The sequence below is a fragment of the Bacillus sp. S71 genome (assembly GCF_016625265.1).
GTDB classification, from domain to species: Bacteria; Bacillota; Bacilli; order Bacillales; family Bacillaceae_G; genus Bacillus_A; species Bacillus_A cereus.
In genome coordinates this window covers 150,192-171,072 of record NZ_JACVUW010000003.1, presented here as the reverse complement: position 1 = coordinate 171,072, position 20,881 = coordinate 150,192, and the positions used below count along the sequence as shown (strand labels likewise).

The following is a 20,881-nucleotide window of genomic DNA, read 5'->3' as shown; positions in this document are numbered from 1 at the left end:
TGGAAAATAAAATGAAACGTTTATCTTTTCTAGACCGATATTTAACACTATGGATCTTTCTAGCGATGGCTGTTGGGATTGGTTTAGGGTTTGTGTTCCCTAGTGTAGTAGACGGACTGAATACATTACAGGTTGGAACGACGTCTATTCCGCTTGCTGTTGGTTTAATTGTCATGATGTATCCACCATTAGCAAAGGTTCGTTACGAGGAAATGGGCCGAGTATTTAAAGATGTAAAAGTATTGGTTTTATCTTTAGTACAAAACTGGATTATTGGGCCTGTACTTATGTTTGTTTTAGCAATTATTTTTCTTCCTGATAAACCAGAATACATGGTTGGACTCATTATGATCGGGTTAGCACGTTGTATTGCAATGGTAATTGTTTGGAATGACCTTGCTGATGGGGATAAAGAGTATGCGGCAGGTTTAGTGGCTTTTAACTCGGTATTTCAAATGTTGTTCTTCTCGGTTTATGCATATGTGTTCGTAACAGTAATCCCAGAATGGTTAGGAATTGAAGGGGCTATCGTTAATATTACAATGGCAGAAGTAGCGAAATCAGTATTTATCTATTTGGGAATTCCTTTTATAGCAGGTATGTTAACACGCTTTGTACTCGTTAAGTTAAAAGGAAGACAGTGGTATGAAAAGGTGTTTATACCGAAAATTAGTCCACTTACATTACTTGCATTGCTATTTACGATCATCATTATGTTCTCTTTAAAAGGGGAGATGATTGTTAGCGTGCCACTAGATGTAGTAAGAATAGCGATTCCGTTATTAATCTATTTTATTGTAATGTTTTTTGTTTCTTTCTTTATGGGAAGAAAAATTGGTGCAAACTATCCGGTAACAACAACGCTAGCATTTACAGCAGGTAGTAATAACTTTGAATTAGCGATTGCTGTAGCAGTTGGTGTGTTTGGTATTCATTCAGGCGCAGCATTCGCAGCTGTTATCGGACCGTTAGTTGAAGTCCCTGTCATGATTGCACTTGTAAACGTCGCTTTTTGGTTTAAGCGTAAATATTTTAATGACCAACCAGTATAATTTAAAAACAAAGGCGGAAAACAACATGGAAAATAAAAAGACAATCTATTTCTTATGTACAGGAAATTCATGCAGAAGCCAAATGGCAGAAGCATGGGGCAAACAATATTTAGGAGATAAGTGGAATGTGTATTCTGCAGGTATTGAAGCACACGGAGTAAATCCCAATGCTATTAAAGCAATGAATGAAGTGAATATCGATATAACAAATCAAACATCAGATATGATTGATACAAACATTTTAAATAATGCTGATTTAGTCGTTACACTTTGTAGTCATGCGGATTCTGTTTGTCCTTCGACACCTTCGCACGTAAATCGTGTTCACTGGGGATTTGATGACCCGGCAGGAAAAGAATGGTCTGAATTTCAACGTGTTCGCGATGAAATTGGTGAACGTATAAAGCGATTTTCTGAAATTGGGGAATAAATAAAGGCAAGAGCCAATCTTCTATTGTGTTGGAGATTGGCTCTTTTTTATTATGTATTTCATTTACTTATCGCATCGCTTTAAAACCACTCTTAGGAGTAATACAGAATATTATGTGAAGATGGTAAAGTTTCATTTTATAAATTTTACTTTATTAAAAGTTGATTTGTTAGAAAGGATAATCATTTATTGCTATAATGAATGGATGCGTGGCAGAAAATAGATAGAAAGATACTGCTAGTAATTTATACTTAAAATGTAGGGAGATTGAACAGAGTTATGGGGAATGAAAAGGAAATTAGTTCCGCTAAATTAATATGGAAGATGACGCGCCCGCATACATTAACGGCGACGTTTTCTCCTGTAATTTTAGGGACAGTGGCATCACTTTATGTTGCCAAAATTGATTGGCTTTTATTTATTGCGATGATGCTTGCATGTTTAGCGCTGCAAATAGCAACGAACTTATTTAATGAGTACTATGATTTCAAACGTGGATTAGATACCGCTGAATCCGTTGGCATCGGTGGCGGAATTGTCCGTCATGGATTGAAGCCAAAAAATGTGTTAACAGTTGCGCTTTTATTATATGTCGTAGCAGCTTTTATTGGCATTTATATTTGTATGAATAGTAGTTGGTGGTTAGTGGTTATTGGTTTAATTGGGATGGCAGTTGGCTATTTATATACAGGCGGTCCATTACCAATTGCGTACACCCCGTTTGGAGAATTAGTTTCTGGGTTGTTAATGGGGACATGTTTTGTACTCATTGCTTTCTTTATTCAAACGAATACTGTAACGATTGAAAGTGTATTGATTTCCATTCCAATTGGAATTTTAGTAGGTGCAATCAATATGTCAAATAACATCCGAGATATCGAAGAAGATATTAAAGGTGGAAGAAAGACATTAGTAATCCTCCTTGGGAGAGAAAAAGCTGTGGTAACACTAGCGGTAGCCTTTTTCATTGCGTATTTATGGATTGCCGTAATTGTATTAATGGGTTATATAAGCCCTTGGGCATTAGTTATGTTCTTAGGTTTGAGAAAGCCAATTTCTGCGATTCAAAGTTTCCAAAAAGGGGCAAAGGATCCTGGATATATGCGCATCGCAATGAAATCAACAGCGATGACAAATACGATTTTCGGCTTCTTATTATCAGCAGGATTATTAATTAGTTATTTGTTTTAAATAACTTAACCCCAATTTCTCGATTTTAATATAGAGAAATTGGGGTTTTATTTTGAGTTTTTTTACGTTATAAACTATTATCATTTGAAATGTATATACCAATAAATTGCAACTTCATCACTTGTCTTATCCAAACCTTTATAAACAAGAAAATCAAACCCACCAATTACAAATCCACATTTTTCATAAAATTTACATGCTGCGACATTATTATTTTGCGTTTCAAGCATGATACCTGGCATATTTCCTTTTTTTGCCCACTGCTTTGCTTGATCAACTAATTTTTTGCCAACTCCGATTGTACGATATTTTTTATCTACCGTTGTATCTTCTATGTAAGCATAGTGGTTCCAATTCTTTTTCAATACCATTAATCCAATGATTTGGTTATGTAACAGAGCTATGTAAATGACTTGATTAGGTTTATTTATATATTCATTGTAAGCCAGTTCTTCATTATCATCTTGATTTTGTAAATAACTTTTTTCATAACTTGGAACGTCTTCTACTGTATATTCTATGCGTCTATTTCCTTTGGAAAGAGAAAGAATTAACCGAGCATTCACTATAAAACTGTCATCAATCTCCGGGAGATTATCTAAATCATTTGTTTCTAACTCTCTAATTACAAGGTTCATCGGAGTACCTCCACATAATAATATTTCTTCTAGTTCTTCATTTGGTTCAAATGAATTCCAATTACAAAATTATAATAGAATTTCAATAGTACGGCCATCTTTGTATTTTATCTTTATACCGGTATGCTATTATCTTGATGTGAAAATGTTATTTAGAAAGAGTAGTATTTTTTATTTTGGATGTATATCCAGTTTTCAAATTTAACTGTAGTAGAGAAACAAATATTTTTTTAAAGAGTGGATGTAATAGGCTATTCTTTAACTAATTTCGACATTATCTGCATTTTATCTTCACCTTCCTCTATTAATCTATTTATTGTAAATATCAGCTGAAGTTAATGTTTAGCTGCATAAATAATGAATATGAAAATGAGTAGGGAAAGGATCGAAACATAATGAAAGAATCACAAAATAAGAAAAAAACAAGTGTAGTAACTAAGGCAATACTATCTCTAGGAGTTGTTTTAGCAACGACCTTTTTCACGTTCTTTTTAATAGGGAAATGGAACTCTATCCCAGCGAAAGGGGTAGCTAATGAAAATATTAGACTAGCTAATACGCAACAACAAGGAAAGAAAGAGGACACATCGCTGGCAAAACAGAAAAGAGCTGATGGAAAACCAGTAGGAAAGGTTGTTTATTTAACATTTGATGACGGTCCTAGCGAATTAACTGGCAAATTTTTAGATGTACTAAAAGAGCAACATGTTGCTTCGACATTTTTTATGCAAGGTAGCAATTTACAGAATACCGGTTTTCAGGAAAATGTAAAACGAGCAGTAAAAGAAGGACATTATATTGGTGCACATAGTATGACACATAATAGTGATAAGCTATACAAAAAAGGACAATTTGTAACGGAGATGAAAGAAACGTTAGCTCTTATTCATAATATTACAGGTACAACTCCTAAACTAGTCCGTCCCCCATACGGATCTGCACCAGGATTAAAGGGGCAGGATATTCGTAACAAAATTGTAGAAGCAGAAATAAAAGTTTGGGATTGGACGATAGATTCAAATGATTGGAAATTAAAAGGTAACCCACAGCAAATTATAGAAAATGTAAAGCGTACAACAACAGAAGATGTGGAAGTAGTTCTAATGCATGAAAAACCACAGACATTACAAGCGCTTCCGGAAATTATTAAATTTTATAAGGAAAAAGGATATGAATTTGGGGTATACAATGAAGCGGATCATTTTCAACTAAACTTCCAGAAAGATCAACGTCTATAGTATAAACATAATTATTTTAAAAAGGTGTTTTCCATTACTAAATCAATAACTAAGCCAAAAGTCGATTTCTTATTTTATAAAGAAATCGGCTTTTTCGTTTGTATATTACGTTACAAGAGTTTCCTTATTTTCTTCGGAATGTCCTTTTTAGAAATGTATGCAACAGAGTCTTTACAGTAAGAGTATTTTGTTGGGGGTAATCAAAAAAACGTATATTGCAATATGAAAATTCACTTTAATACTAAAGGATACATGACAACGATTCCTATAAATTCTTCTCAATAATTGAAAATAAAATCAATCCAGATTATTATATTGTTATTGTAATTATAAATGTAATTACATTTTATTGAAGGAGGATACAAAGATGAAAAACTCAAAAGGCTCTATTGAATCAGAGATAAGCAAAGCAATTACTCACTGGGAAAAGGACTACCTAGGACGCGGGTCTATATCCGTTAAGACAGATATATTACGGGATATGATTATCGTAAATTTACAAGGTATTTTAACGCCGGCTGAATATACGGTTTGCGAAACGAAAGACGGTATGCTAACGATAAAGAAAAATCGTTCGGAGCTAGTTGAATCTGGAATTGAAGATTTGAAAGAGATTATTCTAGAATTAACTGGAGAAAAAGTGAAAAGCTTTCATACGGATATAAGCTCCCGTACTGGTGAACGAGTAATGATTTTTAAATTGTTTCATAATCTTGAGGAAAAATTTTAAAAATTAAAACCACCGTAGGGTTAGTGGGAGATAATTAAGAAGCCTAAAAGTTTTGCACTTTATTTAAATTTATTAACATGATAATAATTAAAAACTTGAAATTATTTACGTATACTGAATTTTAATTGGAATAACGCTCAAAAAAACTGATAAATAAATTGACAAACTGCTTAATATAGTTTATCTTATAATTGTTTTAAAAAATTAATAGATGCTTATTTTAACTGTTTGCTATAATTAAGGCTTTAGCATTTTTTTAATATGTAATATTGACTAAATGAAAAAGTTTCTTAATTGAAAGATAGCGCATAACATAAATTGATATATTGATTGCATAATCTAGGAGATCAGAGATATACTGTTATTTTTAATAGGAGTAATACATACATTACTATCCTCTATAAAATGGGAGCTCTTCAAAAAACTTTATTGAAGTTAGTTGAAGTGAAACCGACAATCTCCATAATTCAATGATGATATAAAATCATTGAATTATGGAAGTTGTCGGTTTTTTTTATGGGAAAAAACGATGCACTAAAAAGAGTGAATGAAAATTGAAATTTAAAAAACTATCGTAATTAAAAGGAATTTTTATAGGCTATTTTCGCTTAGAAGGGAGTATTTAACATGTTAATTTCGCTGAGTTCATCAACACTGTTAACTTTATTTTTTATGGCGCTTAGTGCTTCTTGGCTAAGTGGATTATTGTTTTTACATGCAAGGGTACCTTTACGTTTTGTTCATATCCATATTGGTATCGCTGCTTTACCTTCATTGGTTTCTTTACTCGCACTTGTTAATAACAATGGAGATAGAGTTGTGGGGCTTTGGCATCTAGATACTTTAGCTTGGTTAATGGCTTTCTTTGTTCTTACAATTGGTTTAATCATTCAGCGTTTCTCTGTACGTTACTTAATGGGGGATCACTCATATCGAAAATACTTTGCACTTTTTACATTTACTACAGGTGTATCTTCGGTTGCATGGTTAAGTGATGATCTTCGCTTAATGCTCATTTGTTGGGGAGCAACGCTTATAGGATTGGTTCTACTTATAGGGCTAAATAAAGGGTGGGAAGTAGTTAGTGAAGCAACTAAAATCTCTGGCTACCTATTTACAATAAGTTGGATTGCCTTGCTATCAGCTATCATTTGGCTTTTTCAAGTAACAGGACAGTGGCAGTTAACATCAGTTTTAACGAATGAAAATGTAGCGCTACATGGAACATTGGAGAGAACAGGAATTAACTTATTAATTATATTAGCTGTGATGATTCCAGCAGCACAATGGCCTTTTCAAAGATGGTTAATTGAGTCTGCTGTTGCTCCAACTCCTGTTTCTGCTATTATGCATGCGGGTTTAGTAAATGCTGGCGGTATCATGTTAACTAGATTTTCACCTCTTTTTCATGATGATATTGCACAAATAATTTTACTAATTTTCTCTAGTATTTCTGTCTTAATAGGTACAGGAATTAGTTTAGTCCAAGTTGATTATAAACGTCAGCTAGTAGGCTCAACTATTGCACAAATGGGATTTATGCTTATTCAATGTGCATTAGGCGCCTATTTAGCGGCTGTTATTCATTTAATTTTACATGGTTTGTTTAAAGCTACACTGTTTTTACAAGCTGGTTCTTCCGTGCAACGTTTTGGGGTAGTGAATCAGTCTAATGAAAATATATCCAATTTATGGATTGTAGTTGGGCGTGTTTTAGGATTATTTATAGCAATTACTTTCTGGTTTATGACTTCTGGAGAGGGGTATCAACTAGTTAGTGCGTTAATCTTAGGATGGTCACTATACTTTTCATGGAAACAGCTTGTTGTTTTTGGAAAGGGAAGAATGGGACGAATTGCTGGCTTAATTGTTTTGATTGGATTTTCTCTCATTTACTTTACTGTTCATAATTCTCTTTATAAATGGTTGCATACTGATATTTATCAAAGTGTTCAACCTTCAGCTCCAGCCGTTATCTTTGTTATATGTATTTTACTATTTAGTAGTGTTATTAGTACTTTCGTTACTCGTCATCAATCTTCTACTTTATTCGCTGTACTTTATCTTTGGTTAGTTCGAGTAGGTGAGGCGAGAAGAAAGTCAGTAGAAAGTCACCCAAGCTATCTGAAACATTATGTATCAAAGGGAGGTAATTCGTGATGAGCATACCGTCAATATTAAAGAAAGATACAAACATTGATATGCAAGAAAATAATATAAATGATTTAGTTGCATCTGCTAGCCGAGTTATTGCACCACTTTGGCCTATCTCTACGTTTGCAGCTCACCACCCTTGGATGGGACTTGAAAAGCAATCATTTGAACAAGTCGCAAATTGGTTAAAAGAAGCTCGTAATGTGGATATTTATCCTAGTGCCTCTATGATTCATTCGGCAAAAGCAAAAGGTGAGATTGAGGAATCATTTTTACAAATGAGTTTGTCTCGTTGGCTGGATTCACAATCTTTTCATATTCCGCGAGAGAAAGCAGAGCGATTTTGCCAAGCAGCTTTAAAATTAGAAAAATTACCTTCTAGTCTATTATCATCGCCAGAATTAAATAAATTGGCAGAAGAAATGAGTTATATAAATACAGCAAGTATGAAAGCCTCTGTTATGCAGCCAATAAGTTCGCTTATAGAGAATCAAAATAGTGAAAACCTATCTGATGTTCTTAATTATCATATCATTAAATGGTGTAAATTATATCTTGATGACTCCGGATCAAGTTGGACGATGCCAAATCGAGAGAAAGGTTTTTATCGTGCATGGCAACACCTTATTAAATTTGATCCAGCGCTCAGTAAAAATGAGCGTAAAGTTTTAAAAGATTGGCCACAAGATGCCGAAGTAGCTTTAGCGAGAGCATTATCTGAACTAGGAATTTCTGAATCTAACATACAATCTTACCTTGAAGGGCACTTGCTTTCTTTGCCTGGGTGGGCAGGAATGATACGATGGCGCTCACAACAATCAATTCAGGAACAGGAACTTCTCATAGAATATTTAGCAGTTCGAATTTCTATGGAGCTGGCTATTGTAAAACCTTATTTACCTTTAAAAAATCAAAAGGTTGAGAAAAAAGTTTCGATCGTCCCCCTTATAGCTTCTTGGATCTATTGGGGGAATATTTCAACACGGGAATGGTTACAAATGCCTGCTGCTGAACAAAGTGAATTATTAGTATTCGCTTATCGTTTTGATGAAAATATTCGCAGAAAACTTTGGCTGGAAGCTTGGGAACAAACGCATGCAGAGCAATTAAAGGAGAAGATTGCTTCTACACAACGTGCAACCGATGATAAAAAGCGTGTATTAGCTCAATTAGCATTCTGTATTGATGTACGTTCAGAACCGTTTCGTCGCCATCTTGAAAAATTAGGTCCGTTTGAAACATTTGGGATAGCTGGTTTCTTTGGATTACCAATTGCAACTAGTGAACTAGGTAGCAATAACAACCATCCTTCTTTGCCAGTTATACTCAAACCGAAACATCAAATAAAAGAGCTCACAAATGAAAATGAACTTAAATCTTATGAGCAACGTAAGAGGGTAGGCAGTTCGGTACGTTATACATTTAAAACGATGAAACAGAACGTACTGACAAGTATGGCGCTACCTGAGTTAAGTGGTCCTTTACTTGGTCTACAGATGGTGACAAGAAGTTTTGTCCCAAGAGGAGTTGGTGGTTTCATTCGTAACCTTCGTAAAACTATGTTACAAAAACCTGATACAACATTCTCGCTTAATCATGTTCATGACACAAAGGGTGAGATACCTATCGGTTTTACTAAAGAAGAAAAAGTGAACTATGTGCGTCAAGCTTTAAAAATGGTGGGACTGACAGAAAAATTTGCTCCTTTAGTTGTAATGTGCGGACATAGTAGTCAAAGTACGAACAATCCTTATGCTGCAGCACTTGAGTGTGGTGCTTGTGGCGGAGCAGCAGGGGGATTCAATGCAAGAGTTTTCGCTACTTTATGTAATCTTCCAGAAGTGAGAGAGGCGTTGTCTGCTGAAGGTATTAAAATTCCTGAGGACACCATTTTTGCAGCAGCTGAACATAAAACAACATTGGATGAATTGGAATGGATTTACGTCCCAGAACTTTCGGAAACTGCGCAAGAAGCATTTGATTGTATCGAGTCGATTATGCCAAATGTGAGCCAACATGCAAATAGAGAGCGTTTAACGCAATTACCAAATTTTAAAACGAAAATAAAAAATGCGAGTAAAGAGGCACATCGATTTGCAGAAGATTGGAGTGAAATACGTCCAGAATGGGGATTAGCTCGTAATGCATCTTTTATTATCGGGCAGCGAGAATTAACTCAGGATTGTGACTTAGAAGGTAGGGCTTTTCTCCATAATTATGATTGGAAACAGGATGAAAGTGGCGATATATTAGCTAACATTATTGCAGGACCAGGAACAGTAGCTCAGTGGATAAATCTACAATATTACGCTTCAACTGTAGCTCCTCATTATTATGGTAGTGGAAACAAAACAACCCAAACTGTAACCGCGGGTCTAGGTGTTATGCAGGGAAATGCAAGTGATTTGTTGCCAGGCTTACCTTGGCAATCCGTTATGCAGTCAGATAGTGAGACGTATCATTCACCACTTCGTTTACTAATTGTAATTCAAGCGCCTATTCAATATATAGAACGTTTGCTAAATAATGATTTCACATTTAGAGAAAAAGCTCAAAATGGATGGGTTAGACTTGCAAGTGTTGATCCAGAGGGACGCTGGAAAAATTGGTAACAATCATGCAATGCATAATCAACTATTGTTACTAGCTTAAAAATTTCATAAATACAATAATGAAGAAGGAGTGCTCCATATGAATTCAAAGAATAAAAAAGTTTTATTGTTAACAGACATTGAACATGGAATAGAGCCTATTATCCAACAAGTAACTAACATTCAACAAGAAAACATGTTGACTATACACAGCTACGATTCTGTAATTGTACATCCTTATGGAGATATAATGAGATCTATTATTATTGCTATTTATCAAGAAAATGTTGAAGAAATTATTGTTGTAGGAATAGAGGATAAAGAAACTGATGTAGTTAATCTACAAATTCAACGTGATTCCATAAAAAATAACAGGGAACTAGATTATCTCTTTGAAAATTGCATGCCTGAATTTTCAAATGGTAGCCTTGATGAATGGCTAAGTGGAAAAGAAAATGTTAGTGAAAATATTGAGAAGAGTATAGATATGATTTGTCATCATCCACTAGTACCGTCTGATGTTAAAGTTCATGGTTTCAAGATTGATAGAACAAGGGGAAAAGAAACGGTCGTTAAAATTCCTACTAAAAAAATAGTTGAAAAAGTTAACTAATTTATTAAAGACAAATAAATTCTTATGTAAAAATTGCTGTTGTATAATAAAATTTATTATGTTTTAAAAATCAGAAAGGATAGCCATGCAAAATAAAATTATTGTTATGTTTCAAAAAGATTTTCGTTTATATGATAACCCAGCTCTATTTGAGGCTGTTCAGTCTGGTGAGGTTCTTCCTGTATATATACAAGATGAAACTTTTTCAATAGGAAGTGCGGCAAAGTGGTGGTTGCACCATGCTGTAATAGATGTAAAGAAGCAACTTGAGGCATTGGGCTCTACTTTAATAATTCGTAAAGGACGTACGGAGGAAGAAATACTTTCTCTCATAGAACAATTAGATATAACAGTTGTATATTGGAATATTTGTTACGATCCGGACAGATTACAATCTAATCAAAAAATGAAAATGATGTTAGAGGATAAAGGTATTATCTGTAAAGAATTTAATTCGCATTTATTATTAGAACCGTGGATTATTAAAAAGAAAGATAACACTGAATATAAGGTGTTTACGCCTTTTTACAATGCATTTCAAAAGCAGGTAATACTTAAACCTATTAGCAGAGTGCAGAGTATAAAGTGGGGAAACTCTTTACCAGCAAGCTTATCTGTTTCAGAATTACACTTGTTGCCGACTATACCGTGGACATCTCATATGGAAGTAATATGGGATCCGACAGAAGAAGGGGCATATAAAACATTCAAGAAATTTTTCTCTAGCAAATTAGTCTCTTATAGTGAAGGAAGAGATTTTCCAGATCAAAATGTCCATTCGATGTTGGCACCGTATCTTTCATTTGGTCAAATATCAGTAAAGCTAATGTTTCATTACTTAATAAATAAAAGTACCGAAAGACAATGTAGTCTTTTTGAAAAACAAGTTAATAGCTTTATACGTCAATTAATTTGGCGAGAGTTTTCTTATTATTTACTATATCATTATCCATTTACAGTATATAGACCTCTTAATAAGAGCTTTGAAAATTTCCCGTGGGATAAGGAAGAGGAGTTATTAAGAGTATGGCAAAAGGGGAAAACGGGTTATCCGTTTATTGATGCGGGAATGCGAGAACTATGGCAAACAGGTTTTATGCATAACCGGGCAAGAATGGCTGTAGCCTCTTTTCTTGTAAAGCATTTGTTAATTCCGTGGCAAGAAGGAGCAAAATGGTTTATGGATACACTACTAGATGCTGATATTGCAAATAATACAATGGGATGGCAATGGGTTGCTGGAAGCGGAGCAGATGCATCACCGTACTTTCGTATTTTTAACCCCATCACACAAGGAGAAAAGTTTGATAAAAATGGAGAGTATATAAGAAGATGGGTACCAGAATTAAGAGATATCCCAAACAAATATATACATAAACCTTGGGAAGCACCTGAGCGTATTTTACAAAAATCCAATATAAAACTTGGGGATACATATCCTTATCCGATTGTTGATCATAAGGCAGCACGAGAGAGAGCCCTTTGTGCATATAAAAGTATGAAAGAATTTGTATGAAATAGGTTAAACAATATGTATTTGGAATTTAAATATTAGGATTTTATCCATTACAAGGACATACTAATCATATAAAGTTTCTATAATCTTCTAGTAAAAAGGAGAATGTTTATGAAAAAATCTAGTATTATAGTATTTTTACTAACATATGGTTTGTTTTATGTTTCTAGTGTTTTATTCCCTATTGATCGTACTTGGTATGATGCGTTAGAAAAGCCGTCTTGGACACCTCCTGGTATGACAATCGGAATGATATGGGCTGTATTATTTGGACTTATTGCATTATCAGTTGCAATTTTTTACAACAACTATGGATTCAAGCCAAAAACATTTTGGTTTTTATTCCTTTTAAATTATATATTCAATCAAGCGTTCAGCTACTTTCAATTTAGCCAAAAGAATTTGTTTTTAGCAACAGTAGATTGTTTACTAGTCGCTATTACTACGTTACTTCTCATTATGTTTTCTTCCAATTTATCTAAAGTATCAGCATGGTTGCTAATCCCATATTTTTTATGGGCTACATTTGCTACATATTTATCTTGGACAATTTATAGTATAAATTAAAGACGTAAATGAAAACTTGAGCACAATGAAAATGCTCGAGTTTTTACGTTTAGTAATGGTAATCTAAAGTATAGAATATACACATCTTAGGGAGGGCATATATGTGAAGAAATGGATAAAAATTACTCTGTACTCTTTACTAGGTATTTTAATTATGGGAAGTGTTACTTTTTTAACGTGGTCTCAGTTTACTTACAAACCAACAAAAGAGGCTTTGTCTTTAGTAGATGATAAAAAAGATGAAAATTATATAGTTTTTGGAGAGAAAGATGCTAAAATAGGGGTTATTTTTTATCAAGGAGCTAAAGTAGAAGCGGAGGCTTATAGTTACTTAGGAGAAGCACTTGCAAAAGATGGGCATTTTGTAGTAATGCCTAAGTTACCATTAAACTTAGCGATATTTGGAATAAATGAGGTAGATAGTGTAATTGAACAGTATCCTGAAGTTCAAAAATGGTATGTTGCTGGGCATTCAATGGGCGGAGCTATGATTTCTAGGTATGCCTTTCAACATGAAGAAAAGGTAGACGGAATTATTTTCTTAGGTTCTTATCCTGCAGATGACTTCTCTACTAAGTCGATTCCAATGTTATCAATTTACGGAGAAGTAGATGCTTTAGCAACTGTAGAAAAAATAGAGAACAATAAAAAGTTTATGTCAAAAAATACAACTATGCACATGATAAAAGGGGGCAATCATGCTCATTTTGGCATGTATGGTGAGCAAAAAGGTGATAATGCGAGTTTAATTACGCCAAAAGCACAACGAGATGAAACAGTGAAAGTAATTGAAGAATGGTTATTGAAACAATGATAACGAATTTAATAAATCTACCGAAAGAATTCTCTCAGCGGTAGATGGAAGAGAGAATAAAGAGCCAACTCGTATGAATTGGCTCTTTTATTTATTTGCTATCTCCAATTGTCCCCTTATTTTCTCCGGAATATCCTCTTTAGAAATAATATCGTAAGAATACACATACTTTCCCTTTACATGAATTTTTAAGTAAGTTTTTCTTATAAAATCATTAGGCGTGTTCGTTCCAACATTATATTCTTTTTCATTGCTTAATTCATCAACAGCTTTTAGTGAGTACATAGCTTTTCCTTTATGATGATAATCCGGAACACCATATCCTTTCGCAACGGCATATACATTTTTTTCTTCAGCAATCGGATTAAATCTGTCTAAATCCCCGCGTAATATGAAAGGTAGTAAGTATATAGGAAGGCCTATTCCTAATATGCAAATTACAAATTTTCTCATTATCGTTTCTCCTCTTGTTCATTTACATGCTTCAGTATAGAAAAAATTTCTTATGAATAAAGGGAGATTTTCTTAAGTTTTTCTTAAAAAGAGTTTAAAGGTTATTTTAACCAAACATTATGTTACTAGAGTATATAGAAGAGAAAAGAAAAAATATCACCAACATGTTAAACATGTATCTTTATAGGGTAGCGAGTATTGGGGAATTTACACAATTTAGATTCTGAAATTTTACGATTAGTAGTTGTTAGGGAAGAGAGAGGGTTTAGAGTTTCAGATGTGTGTCAGTTACAATTGAAAAGTTACATCAACAACAAAAAGGAATACATGAGTAAAAAAGACAGCAAGAAATGTATCTAATGTCTTAAAAGTGTAATTGTAGGAACTATTAGGATATTTTTCCTTAATATATGCATACTAAACATACTATAAAAGGTACATAGAAAGTGAGGGAATCATGGCTAAATTTTTGAGGCGTTTAAAATATAGAGACAACCCTAAGTCATGTTCAATGCGAAACAATACTCATTTTCAGGAAAAAAATATTGAAGACTCCCTCTTAGACGCTGATTTATCCAAAAACATAGCTCATATTCAGAATATATTTCGTCAAGCGCCTGATTTAGTAATTCGGCAGTTTCAAATAACAGTAGGTGGATTAGAAGCAGCCTTAGTATATTTATCTGGATTAACAGATAAAGAATTGATTCAAAATCATGTTCTCAGTCCTTTGATGAATATTGATTTTGATACTAATAGAGAACTTCCAATTCCGTTAGGACAAATTAAGATTATTAATACATTAAGTCAGATTGAAAATGCTATTTTTGGGGGAGATAGTGTTTTATTAATTCACAGTCGAACAACAGCACATCAATTGGATACAAAAGGGTGGCCACAAAGAAGTGTTGAGGACGCACATAACGAAATAGCTCTAAAAGGAGCACATCAAGCTTTCATAGAAACTGGAAGTCAAAATATCGCAATGATTCGAAGATATATTCCTCATCGTGAATTAGCGATAAAAGAAATAATAATTGGTGTACGGAGCAAAACCAAAATTTCTATTTTATATTTGAAAGATGTAGCTTCTGAAGATGTGCTGAAGGAATTAGAAACACGAATTCAAAATATTACAATCGACGCTGTTGCTAGTAATGGCGAACTTATAGAATTCATTGAAGATCACCCTTACTCACCGTTTCCACAATTTATATTAACTGAAAGACCTGATTTGGCTGTATCTCACATTCTACAGGGTAGATTTGTAACTGTAATGGATCATTCACCTAATGTGTTAATTACTCCAACAAATTTTATTTCCTTTTTTCAAGGAGTCGATGACTACGGTACAAGGTGGTTAGTTGCTTCGTCTATTCGGTTGCTTCGCTTTGTCGCCTTTATGGTTGCTTTATTTCTGCCTGCGAGTTATGTTGCGTTTATTTCCTTTAATTTTGAAGTTATTCCTGTAGAGCTATATTTATCTATTGCTGAATCAAGAACGCGCGTACCCTTTTCTCCAGTTATGGAAGCGTTACTTATGGAAATAACATTGGAAACGATGAGAGAAGGGGCTTTACGGATACCTACTCCGATTGGTCAGACAGTTGGAATTGTAGGTGGTATTGTCATCGGCCAGGCGGCTGTTCAGGCGGGAATTGTAAGCAATATTATGATTATTGTTGTTGCTGTTACCGCCATCTCTTCTTTTGTTATCCCTAACTATGATATGGGAGCGGCAGTAAGACTTTTACGCTTTCCAATGATGCTAGCAGCTGCCTTATTTGGAATTGTAGGACTTGTTATCGGGTGGATGACTTTAATTGGGCATCTAAGTAGTCTTAAATCGCTAGGTACTTCTTACGGAACACCATTAGCACCCTTTCGTTTTGCAGATATGAAAGATGTTTTTGTACGCTTTCCTTTATGGACAATAAGAAGGCGTCCTAAGGGGAATGGAACCGATCAAACTATTCGACAAGGAAAGAATCGTAATAAAAGGTGAAATTATGAAAAAGTATGCCTATAATGAAATCACTCTTATGCAGTATATTATTTTAATTAATGGAGTGCAGGTGGGCACTGGCGTTTTATCGCTTCCACGTGTGCTTGCAGAAAAGGCTGGAACAGATGGATGGATAGCTATATTGATTGGTTGGATTTTTTCCACAATATCAGGTGTGTTTATAGTGAAAACAGCTGCAAGATATCCTGAGGATACGATTTATGATATTCTTATACGATTGTTTGGAAAAATAGTAGGGAAAGCATTCGTTGTTATTTACATGATGTACTTCGCTTTTTATTCTTGTATCGTTCTTATAAACGCTATGCTTTACCTTAAGGGATGGCTTCTCCCGAAAACGCCTGACTTTATCGTTATCTTTTTGTTTTCGATTCCTACCTATTTTGTTGCACGTAACGGTCCTAGTATTTTAGGACGGTACGCCGAACTTTTTTTTTATATGGCGCTTTGGATTCCGATATTTTTTTTAATCCCTCTTATAGGGAATGGAAGCTGGATGCCTTTCTTTCCGCTTTTAAAAGAAGGGTGGAAACCGATATTAACCGCTGTACCAAGCACTGTTTATGCTTATTTAGGGTTTGATATTGCTTTCTTTTTATATCCATTTTTACAAAAAAAACAGTATGCAGTCCATGGAATGGTTATAGCAAACACCTTAACGATGTTATTTTATTTATTTGCTACTATTGTTTGCTTTGCCTATTTTAGCCCTGATAGCATTACGCAATATAATCAACCGGTAATAAATTTACTGAAAGTAATTGAATTTCGTTTTTTAGAACGTTTTGACATGATTTTATTGGCTGTTTACTTAACCATTGTTTCCACATCATGGATCCCTGCCCTATACTGTTCTGTATTTTGTTCAAGCCAATTACTTGGAAAACAAGATCACAGCTCTCATGTAGTTGTTCTCTTATTGCTTATTATCGGATTCACATTTTGGACTCATCCTAGTTGGAATGAATCTGAAATTTGGCAACAGGTATTATCGAATACTGGATTAGGAGTAACATATATATTACCTATTATTTTATGGCTGTATTGCTGTCTATATGAGAAGTTTCGCCGGAGGAGAATACATTGAAAAGAAAAGTACTATGTTGTATTTTGTTATTAGTGTTCTTGATGACTGGATGCTTCGATCAAAGAAATGTTGAAGATGTTTCTCTTACTCTTATTCTTGGTATCGATTTAGATCCTAATGATAATTTATTAGTGTATATATCAAGCCCTGTTTTCAATAAAGAAGCAAAAATAAAAGAAGAAACTACTGGTGTGAAATCTGCTACGGTTCGAAAAGCAAGAGACAAATTTGATGCTACGGTTATGGCACTTACCGCCGGAAGTAAAACACAGGTTATTTTAGTTGGAAAAAGGCTACTGAAACAAAAAAACTGGGAAATTTACCTTGATCCATTTTACCGTGATCCCAAAAATACAGTTACCGCAAGGGTTGTCGCTGTAGATGGACCTGTTTCAGACGTCATCTTCTATAGTCCAAAAGATAAACCAAGGCTTCCTATATATTTAACAAAACTAGTTGATACCGCTTTTTTAAGAAATATCACGGTGAAAACAACACTTCAAGAATTATATGAACAAAGAGCAGACAAAGGGCTAACAGCAAATATTACTGAACTGAAAAAAAAGAATAAAATATGGGTGACAGGTACAGCCTTATTGGATGAAAAAGGAAAGTATAAATTAACACTGAAACCTGATGAAAACAAACTCTTACGCATTTTGCAACAAGGAACTGCAGGGGAGTTACCATTTACAGTTCCAATTAAGCTAAATTCAGATAGTCAAGATAAAGATTTGATAAGTTTTACTGCCTATGGTATTAAAGTAAAGACAAAGGCAAGATATGATGATCATTTTATATTTAATGTAGATGTAAAGATGAGAATCGGTATTACAGAACGACTTTTTTCGTTTAACACTAGAAAGGATGCAGCCAAATTACAAAAGGCGATTGAAACTAAGCTAGAAGCTGATTTCAAGCAATTAATACAAAAAATACAAACCGCCAAAATTGATCCTATTGGGCTTGGAGGATATGCAAGAACATACACATATCCAAAATGGAAAAAAATACAAAATAATTGGGGTAACGAATTAGCAAAAGGCGATGTAAACGTCAAGGTTAAGATTAAAATTGGTGGAATGGGTACGATTAAGTAACATGAATTCAACTGTGATCCGTACTAAGATTGCAAGTACTGTCTGTTTTAGAAGGAGAAATGCCTTTAATAATAGTGCAGCCACATCGCTATCTGGGCTTTTCCGTTATAGGTAACATTTTTCAATGCGTAAATAAGAAGGTTCTAGTGTAAAAACTTCAGAGCAATTGCGCCAGAATCACTATTGGATCAGTTTAGATCCATAATAAAAAAAGATTCGATATTCTGAAGTTAAAAGTAAAAAATGAAATTATGAAAGGTAAATTTCAAATAATGCTAATGTTTTATAAAGACATTGTATACGAAGGGATGTACCATTTATGATTGACGAGAAAACAATACAAATTGTGCAGTCAACGGCTCCAGTATTAAAAGAACACAGTATAGAAAAGGAATTGATTCATTATGAATCATTTAGCCCATTTGCAATTTTAGGTGAGTAACTAATACCGGATAGGGTTATAGTCATAATAATGTAAGTAAATAGTTTTTTTGCGATACTTCAATAGTGAAGTATCGTTTTCTTTGTATAATTAAAGCCCAACTATGGATTCTGATGTAATGTTGAAAAAGGATCGCAAGTAATGATCGGTCTGTTCTAATACTAAGTAACTATGATGAAATTGAATCTAAAAAGTATTATGCTAATAAAATAGCGAAAAAATTTTGGAAAAGCAAAAAATAATAGAGCTTAGATTTGCAATAATAAATGTTTTTTCATTAGATAATTACTTTACCAATAATCGGGATGTTTGCGGATACATTTATTTTTGGGATACATAATTATATTTAGAGAATACCCAGTTACAGTATTTGAATTTTTAATAAGAAGGGATGCGAAGGAATGAACTCACAGAGACAAGGCTATGCAGGCTGGTGGCAAGGCGGACACGGTGGTTGGCAAGGTGGACACGGTGGTTGGCAAGGCGGACACGGTGGTTGGCAAGGCGGACATGGTGGCTGGCAAGGTGGACATGGTGGTTGGCCGGGCGGACATGGTGGTTGGCAAGGCGGACATGGATATTAAAAAGATACTATAAAATCATTTTTTTATGCAAAGTTTGTATATTTAGTATCGTTGTATATTTTCATTTGTATAGTAAGGATATAGTGAAAACAGCAAAAAAATCCTGTGAAGTAAGGATTCTATCCATAAAATTAAAGCAGTGGAAATGTCAAAAGAACAAAAGACACCGCTTTTTATTATTCAAGGAGAACGAGACTATCAAGTTCAATCAAAAATTGAAATTCCTCTTTGGAAAGAACAATTAAAAGAACGAGATAATGTAGATTATCGACTATATCCAAAGTTAAATCATTTCTTTACAGAGGAGGATGGGGGAATAAGTAAGCCAGATGAATATTATAGTCCTACTAATATCCCTGAGTATGTTTTAAATGATATTGTTACTTGGGTGCAAGGCAAATCGCAATTAAATTAGCAACCATATGTTTTAATAAAGACTTTCTTTCCGTAATCAAAATAGAAATATTTTTATTAGGTTATATGTTTTTTAAAAGCACTCTTTGAAAAGGAGTGCTTTTTTATTTTTCTATGATTTCTATAAAACAATGGGCTTACCTTCCAAACAAATCGTTATTTGGAGCGCTTTTATCAAAGCAAAGTTCTTGTGACATTTCTTTGATATTAAAAACATGAATAACCTATTGTGTAAAATTTTTTGAAAATTTAGGTTTAACATCTTTAAAATAGGTGTATTACATATTACATAACAACTAAATAAAAAAATAAAAAATCTAAAGGAGGAAAGATACGATGCATACGAATGAAAGAAAAACGGTAGTTTATGAATATCAAAATGAACAGGAAGTAGTTATGAAAGTAAAAGAGCTAGAATTGCAAGGGGTTCGCCACGATGACATTTATGTTTTAGCACATGAAAAACATATAACAAAAAGGATTGCGGATGATACAAACACAAATACGATTGGAGTAAAAGAACAAGGATTGGGAACAAGTATTATCAACTTTTTCTCCAAAAAAGGGGACGAACTTCGAAATCAAATGGAAGAAATGGGGTTGTCGAAGGAGGAAGCTAACTTATATGAAGAAAAACTAGATCAAGGGAAGATTTTACTCCTAGTAACAGCTGAAGTACCAATGGCGAATGATAGGCAGCCGCAAAACTATCATTCTCTGTAATAGATTGCAACATCTGATAAATAGGTAAGGTAATTATTTTAGGTTGTAGCATTGAAGAAAATAAAAATAGAAAAGGATGAGAAAAATGAAACATACAATATTTAAATATACTGTGATTGGAATTACGACCGGAGTCATAGTCTCCCTATTAAAAAAAGAAAATCGGAAAGCTATACAAACAAAAGGAAAAAGCGTAAAAGAAAAACTACAAGAAGGAAACATAAAGGAAACATTGGAGAAGGTAACTGAGACAAGTAAACAATTTTCTGTAACTGCAGCTAATGTTGCAAAACAAACATTACCACAACTGCTTACAGCCACACCAGTTGTCATTTCTACCATTAAAGACTTAACAGAAAACGAAAATAATAAAAAGAAAACAGGTGAAAAGGATTACGAAATAAATGAAAATAGTAAGAACTTAGACGGGGAAAAAACGAAAAATGAAAAGAAATATGTGAAAGAAGGGAAAGAAGAGAGTGCCTAGATTTAACTCTAAAAATAGAAAGTGAGGAAAA

20 protein-coding genes and 1 pseudogene are annotated in these 20,881 nt (G+C 33.9%); 19 read left to right on the top strand and 2 right to left on the bottom strand.

Annotated features, from left to right (window positions below; all coding sequences use genetic code 11):
* The first annotated feature begins 11 nt into the window (after positions 1 to 11).
* From arsB to menA, 3 genes are all read left to right on the top strand, one after another.
* Positions 12 to 1,052, top strand: a complete 1,041-nt coding sequence (gene arsB / locus IBT51_RS07840; RefSeq protein ID WP_200458183.1) for an ACR3 family arsenite efflux transporter — start codon at positions 12 to 14, stop codon at positions 1,050 to 1,052.
* A 25-nt stretch (positions 1,053 to 1,077) separates the two neighbouring features.
* Entirely contained in the window at positions 1,078 to 1,482 is a 405-nt protein-coding gene (gene arsC, locus IBT51_RS07835) for an arsenate reductase (thioredoxin) (RefSeq protein ID WP_200458184.1), read from the top strand.
* A gap of 279 nt (positions 1,483 to 1,761) precedes the next feature.
* Positions 1,762 to 2,673: a 1,4-dihydroxy-2-naphthoate polyprenyltransferase gene (gene menA, locus IBT51_RS07830; protein WP_000526090.1), complete on the top strand. Its 912-nt coding sequence runs from the start codon at positions 1,762 to 1,764 to the stop codon at positions 2,671 to 2,673.
* Between the two features lie 80 nt (positions 2,674 to 2,753).
* On the opposite strand, the gene satA is transcribed toward menA, so the two are convergent.
* The gene (gene satA, locus IBT51_RS07825; RefSeq protein WP_200458185.1) at positions 2,754 to 3,311 is read right to left on the bottom strand and encodes a streptothricin N-acetyltransferase SatA; all 558 of its coding nucleotides are present in this window, start codon (positions 3,309 to 3,311) and stop codon (positions 2,754 to 2,756) included.
* A gap of 395 nt (positions 3,312 to 3,706) precedes the next feature.
* Here satA and IBT51_RS07820 point away from each other — a divergent pair, with 395 nt between their 5' ends.
* The 8 genes from IBT51_RS07820 to IBT51_RS07785 all read left to right on the top strand — a co-directional run bounded on the left by IBT51_RS07820 (position 3,707) and on the right by IBT51_RS07785 (position 13,534).
* Positions 3,707 to 4,549, top strand: a complete 843-nt coding sequence (locus tag IBT51_RS07820; RefSeq protein WP_200458186.1) for a polysaccharide deacetylase family protein — start codon at positions 3,707 to 3,709, stop codon at positions 4,547 to 4,549.
* Positions 4,550 to 4,916: 367 nt separating this feature from the next.
* Positions 4,917 to 5,279 carry a Na-translocating system protein MpsC family protein gene (locus tag IBT51_RS07815; protein ID WP_000798162.1) on the top strand — a complete coding sequence of 121 codons (363 nt, stop codon included), beginning with the start codon at positions 4,917 to 4,919 and terminating at the stop codon, positions 5,277 to 5,279.
* Positions 5,280 to 5,906: 627 nt separating this feature from the next.
* On the top strand, positions 5,907 to 7,439 hold the full coding sequence (locus IBT51_RS07810; RefSeq protein WP_200458187.1) for an NADH dehydrogenase subunit 5: 1,533 nt from the start codon (positions 5,907 to 5,909) through the stop codon (positions 7,437 to 7,439).
* On the top strand, positions 7,439 to 10,045 hold the full coding sequence (locus IBT51_RS07805; RefSeq protein WP_200458188.1) for a DUF2309 domain-containing protein: 2,607 nt from the start codon (positions 7,439 to 7,441) through the stop codon (positions 10,043 to 10,045). Before IBT51_RS07810 ends, IBT51_RS07805 begins: the two co-directional genes overlap by 1 nt.
* Before the next feature lie 79 nt (positions 10,046 to 10,124).
* The gene (locus IBT51_RS07800; protein ID WP_097987684.1) at positions 10,125 to 10,637 is read left to right on the top strand and encodes a carbonic anhydrase; all 513 of its coding nucleotides are present in this window, start codon (positions 10,125 to 10,127) and stop codon (positions 10,635 to 10,637) included.
* An 85-nt stretch (positions 10,638 to 10,722) separates the two neighbouring features.
* The gene (locus IBT51_RS07795) at positions 10,723 to 12,153 is read left to right on the top strand and encodes a cryptochrome/photolyase family protein (RefSeq protein ID WP_200458189.1); all 1,431 of its coding nucleotides are present in this window, start codon (positions 10,723 to 10,725) and stop codon (positions 12,151 to 12,153) included.
* A 111-nt stretch (positions 12,154 to 12,264) separates the two neighbouring features.
* Complete coding sequence (locus tag IBT51_RS07790) at positions 12,265 to 12,720, top strand: TspO/MBR family protein (RefSeq protein WP_200458190.1); 456 nt, start codon at positions 12,265 to 12,267, stop codon at positions 12,718 to 12,720.
* 103 nt (positions 12,721 to 12,823) lie between these two features.
* On the top strand, positions 12,824 to 13,534 hold the full coding sequence (locus tag IBT51_RS07785; protein WP_089171379.1) for an alpha/beta hydrolase: 711 nt from the start codon (positions 12,824 to 12,826) through the stop codon (positions 13,532 to 13,534).
* An 87-nt stretch (positions 13,535 to 13,621) separates the two neighbouring features.
* Here the strand turns inward: IBT51_RS07785 and IBT51_RS07780 are convergent, their stop codons facing one another.
* Complete coding sequence (locus IBT51_RS07780) at positions 13,622 to 13,987, bottom strand: YxeA family protein (RefSeq protein WP_071731969.1); 366 nt, start codon at positions 13,985 to 13,987, stop codon at positions 13,622 to 13,624.
* A 457-nt stretch (positions 13,988 to 14,444) separates the two neighbouring features.
* Between IBT51_RS07780 and IBT51_RS07775 the strand changes: the two genes are divergently transcribed.
* The 8 genes and pseudogenes from IBT51_RS07775 (at position 14,445) to IBT51_RS07740 (ending at position 20,850) form a co-directional block, all read left to right on the top strand.
* A complete protein-coding gene (locus IBT51_RS07775; protein ID WP_200458191.1) occupies positions 14,445 to 15,992 on the top strand; it encodes a spore germination protein in 1,548 nt (515 codons plus the stop codon).
* A gap of 4 nt (positions 15,993 to 15,996) precedes the next feature.
* On the top strand, positions 15,997 to 17,100 hold the full coding sequence (locus IBT51_RS07770; protein ID WP_053565489.1) for a GerAB/ArcD/ProY family transporter: 1,104 nt from the start codon (positions 15,997 to 15,999) through the stop codon (positions 17,098 to 17,100).
* Positions 17,097 to 18,200: a Ger(x)C family spore germination protein gene (locus tag IBT51_RS07765; RefSeq protein ID WP_069355881.1), complete on the top strand. Its 1,104-nt coding sequence runs from the start codon at positions 17,097 to 17,099 to the stop codon at positions 18,198 to 18,200. The genes IBT51_RS07770 and IBT51_RS07765 overlap by 4 nt, the downstream gene beginning before the upstream one ends.
* Before the next feature lie 319 nt (positions 18,201 to 18,519).
* Positions 18,520 to 18,642 (top strand): flavoprotein, encoded by a 123-nt coding sequence (locus tag IBT51_RS07760; protein WP_000564622.1) that lies wholly within the window; start codon positions 18,520 to 18,522, stop codon positions 18,640 to 18,642.
* Positions 18,643 to 19,043: 401 nt separating this feature from the next.
* Positions 19,044 to 19,226 carry a hypothetical protein gene (locus IBT51_RS07755; protein ID WP_200483275.1) on the top strand — a complete coding sequence of 61 codons (183 nt, stop codon included), beginning with the start codon at positions 19,044 to 19,046 and terminating at the stop codon, positions 19,224 to 19,226.
* Between the two features lie 115 nt (positions 19,227 to 19,341).
* Positions 19,342 to 19,641: pseudogene (locus tag IBT51_RS07750) on the top strand (alpha/beta hydrolase); the annotation flags it as partial.
* A gap of 335 nt (positions 19,642 to 19,976) precedes the next feature.
* Complete coding sequence (locus IBT51_RS07745; RefSeq protein WP_000557321.1) at positions 19,977 to 20,363, top strand: YflT domain-containing protein; 387 nt, start codon at positions 19,977 to 19,979, stop codon at positions 20,361 to 20,363.
* A gap of 85 nt (positions 20,364 to 20,448) precedes the next feature.
* Positions 20,449 to 20,850: a hypothetical protein gene (locus IBT51_RS07740; protein WP_000683238.1), complete on the top strand. Its 402-nt coding sequence runs from the start codon at positions 20,449 to 20,451 to the stop codon at positions 20,848 to 20,850.
* The last annotated feature ends 31 nt before the right edge of the window (positions 20,851 to 20,881 follow it).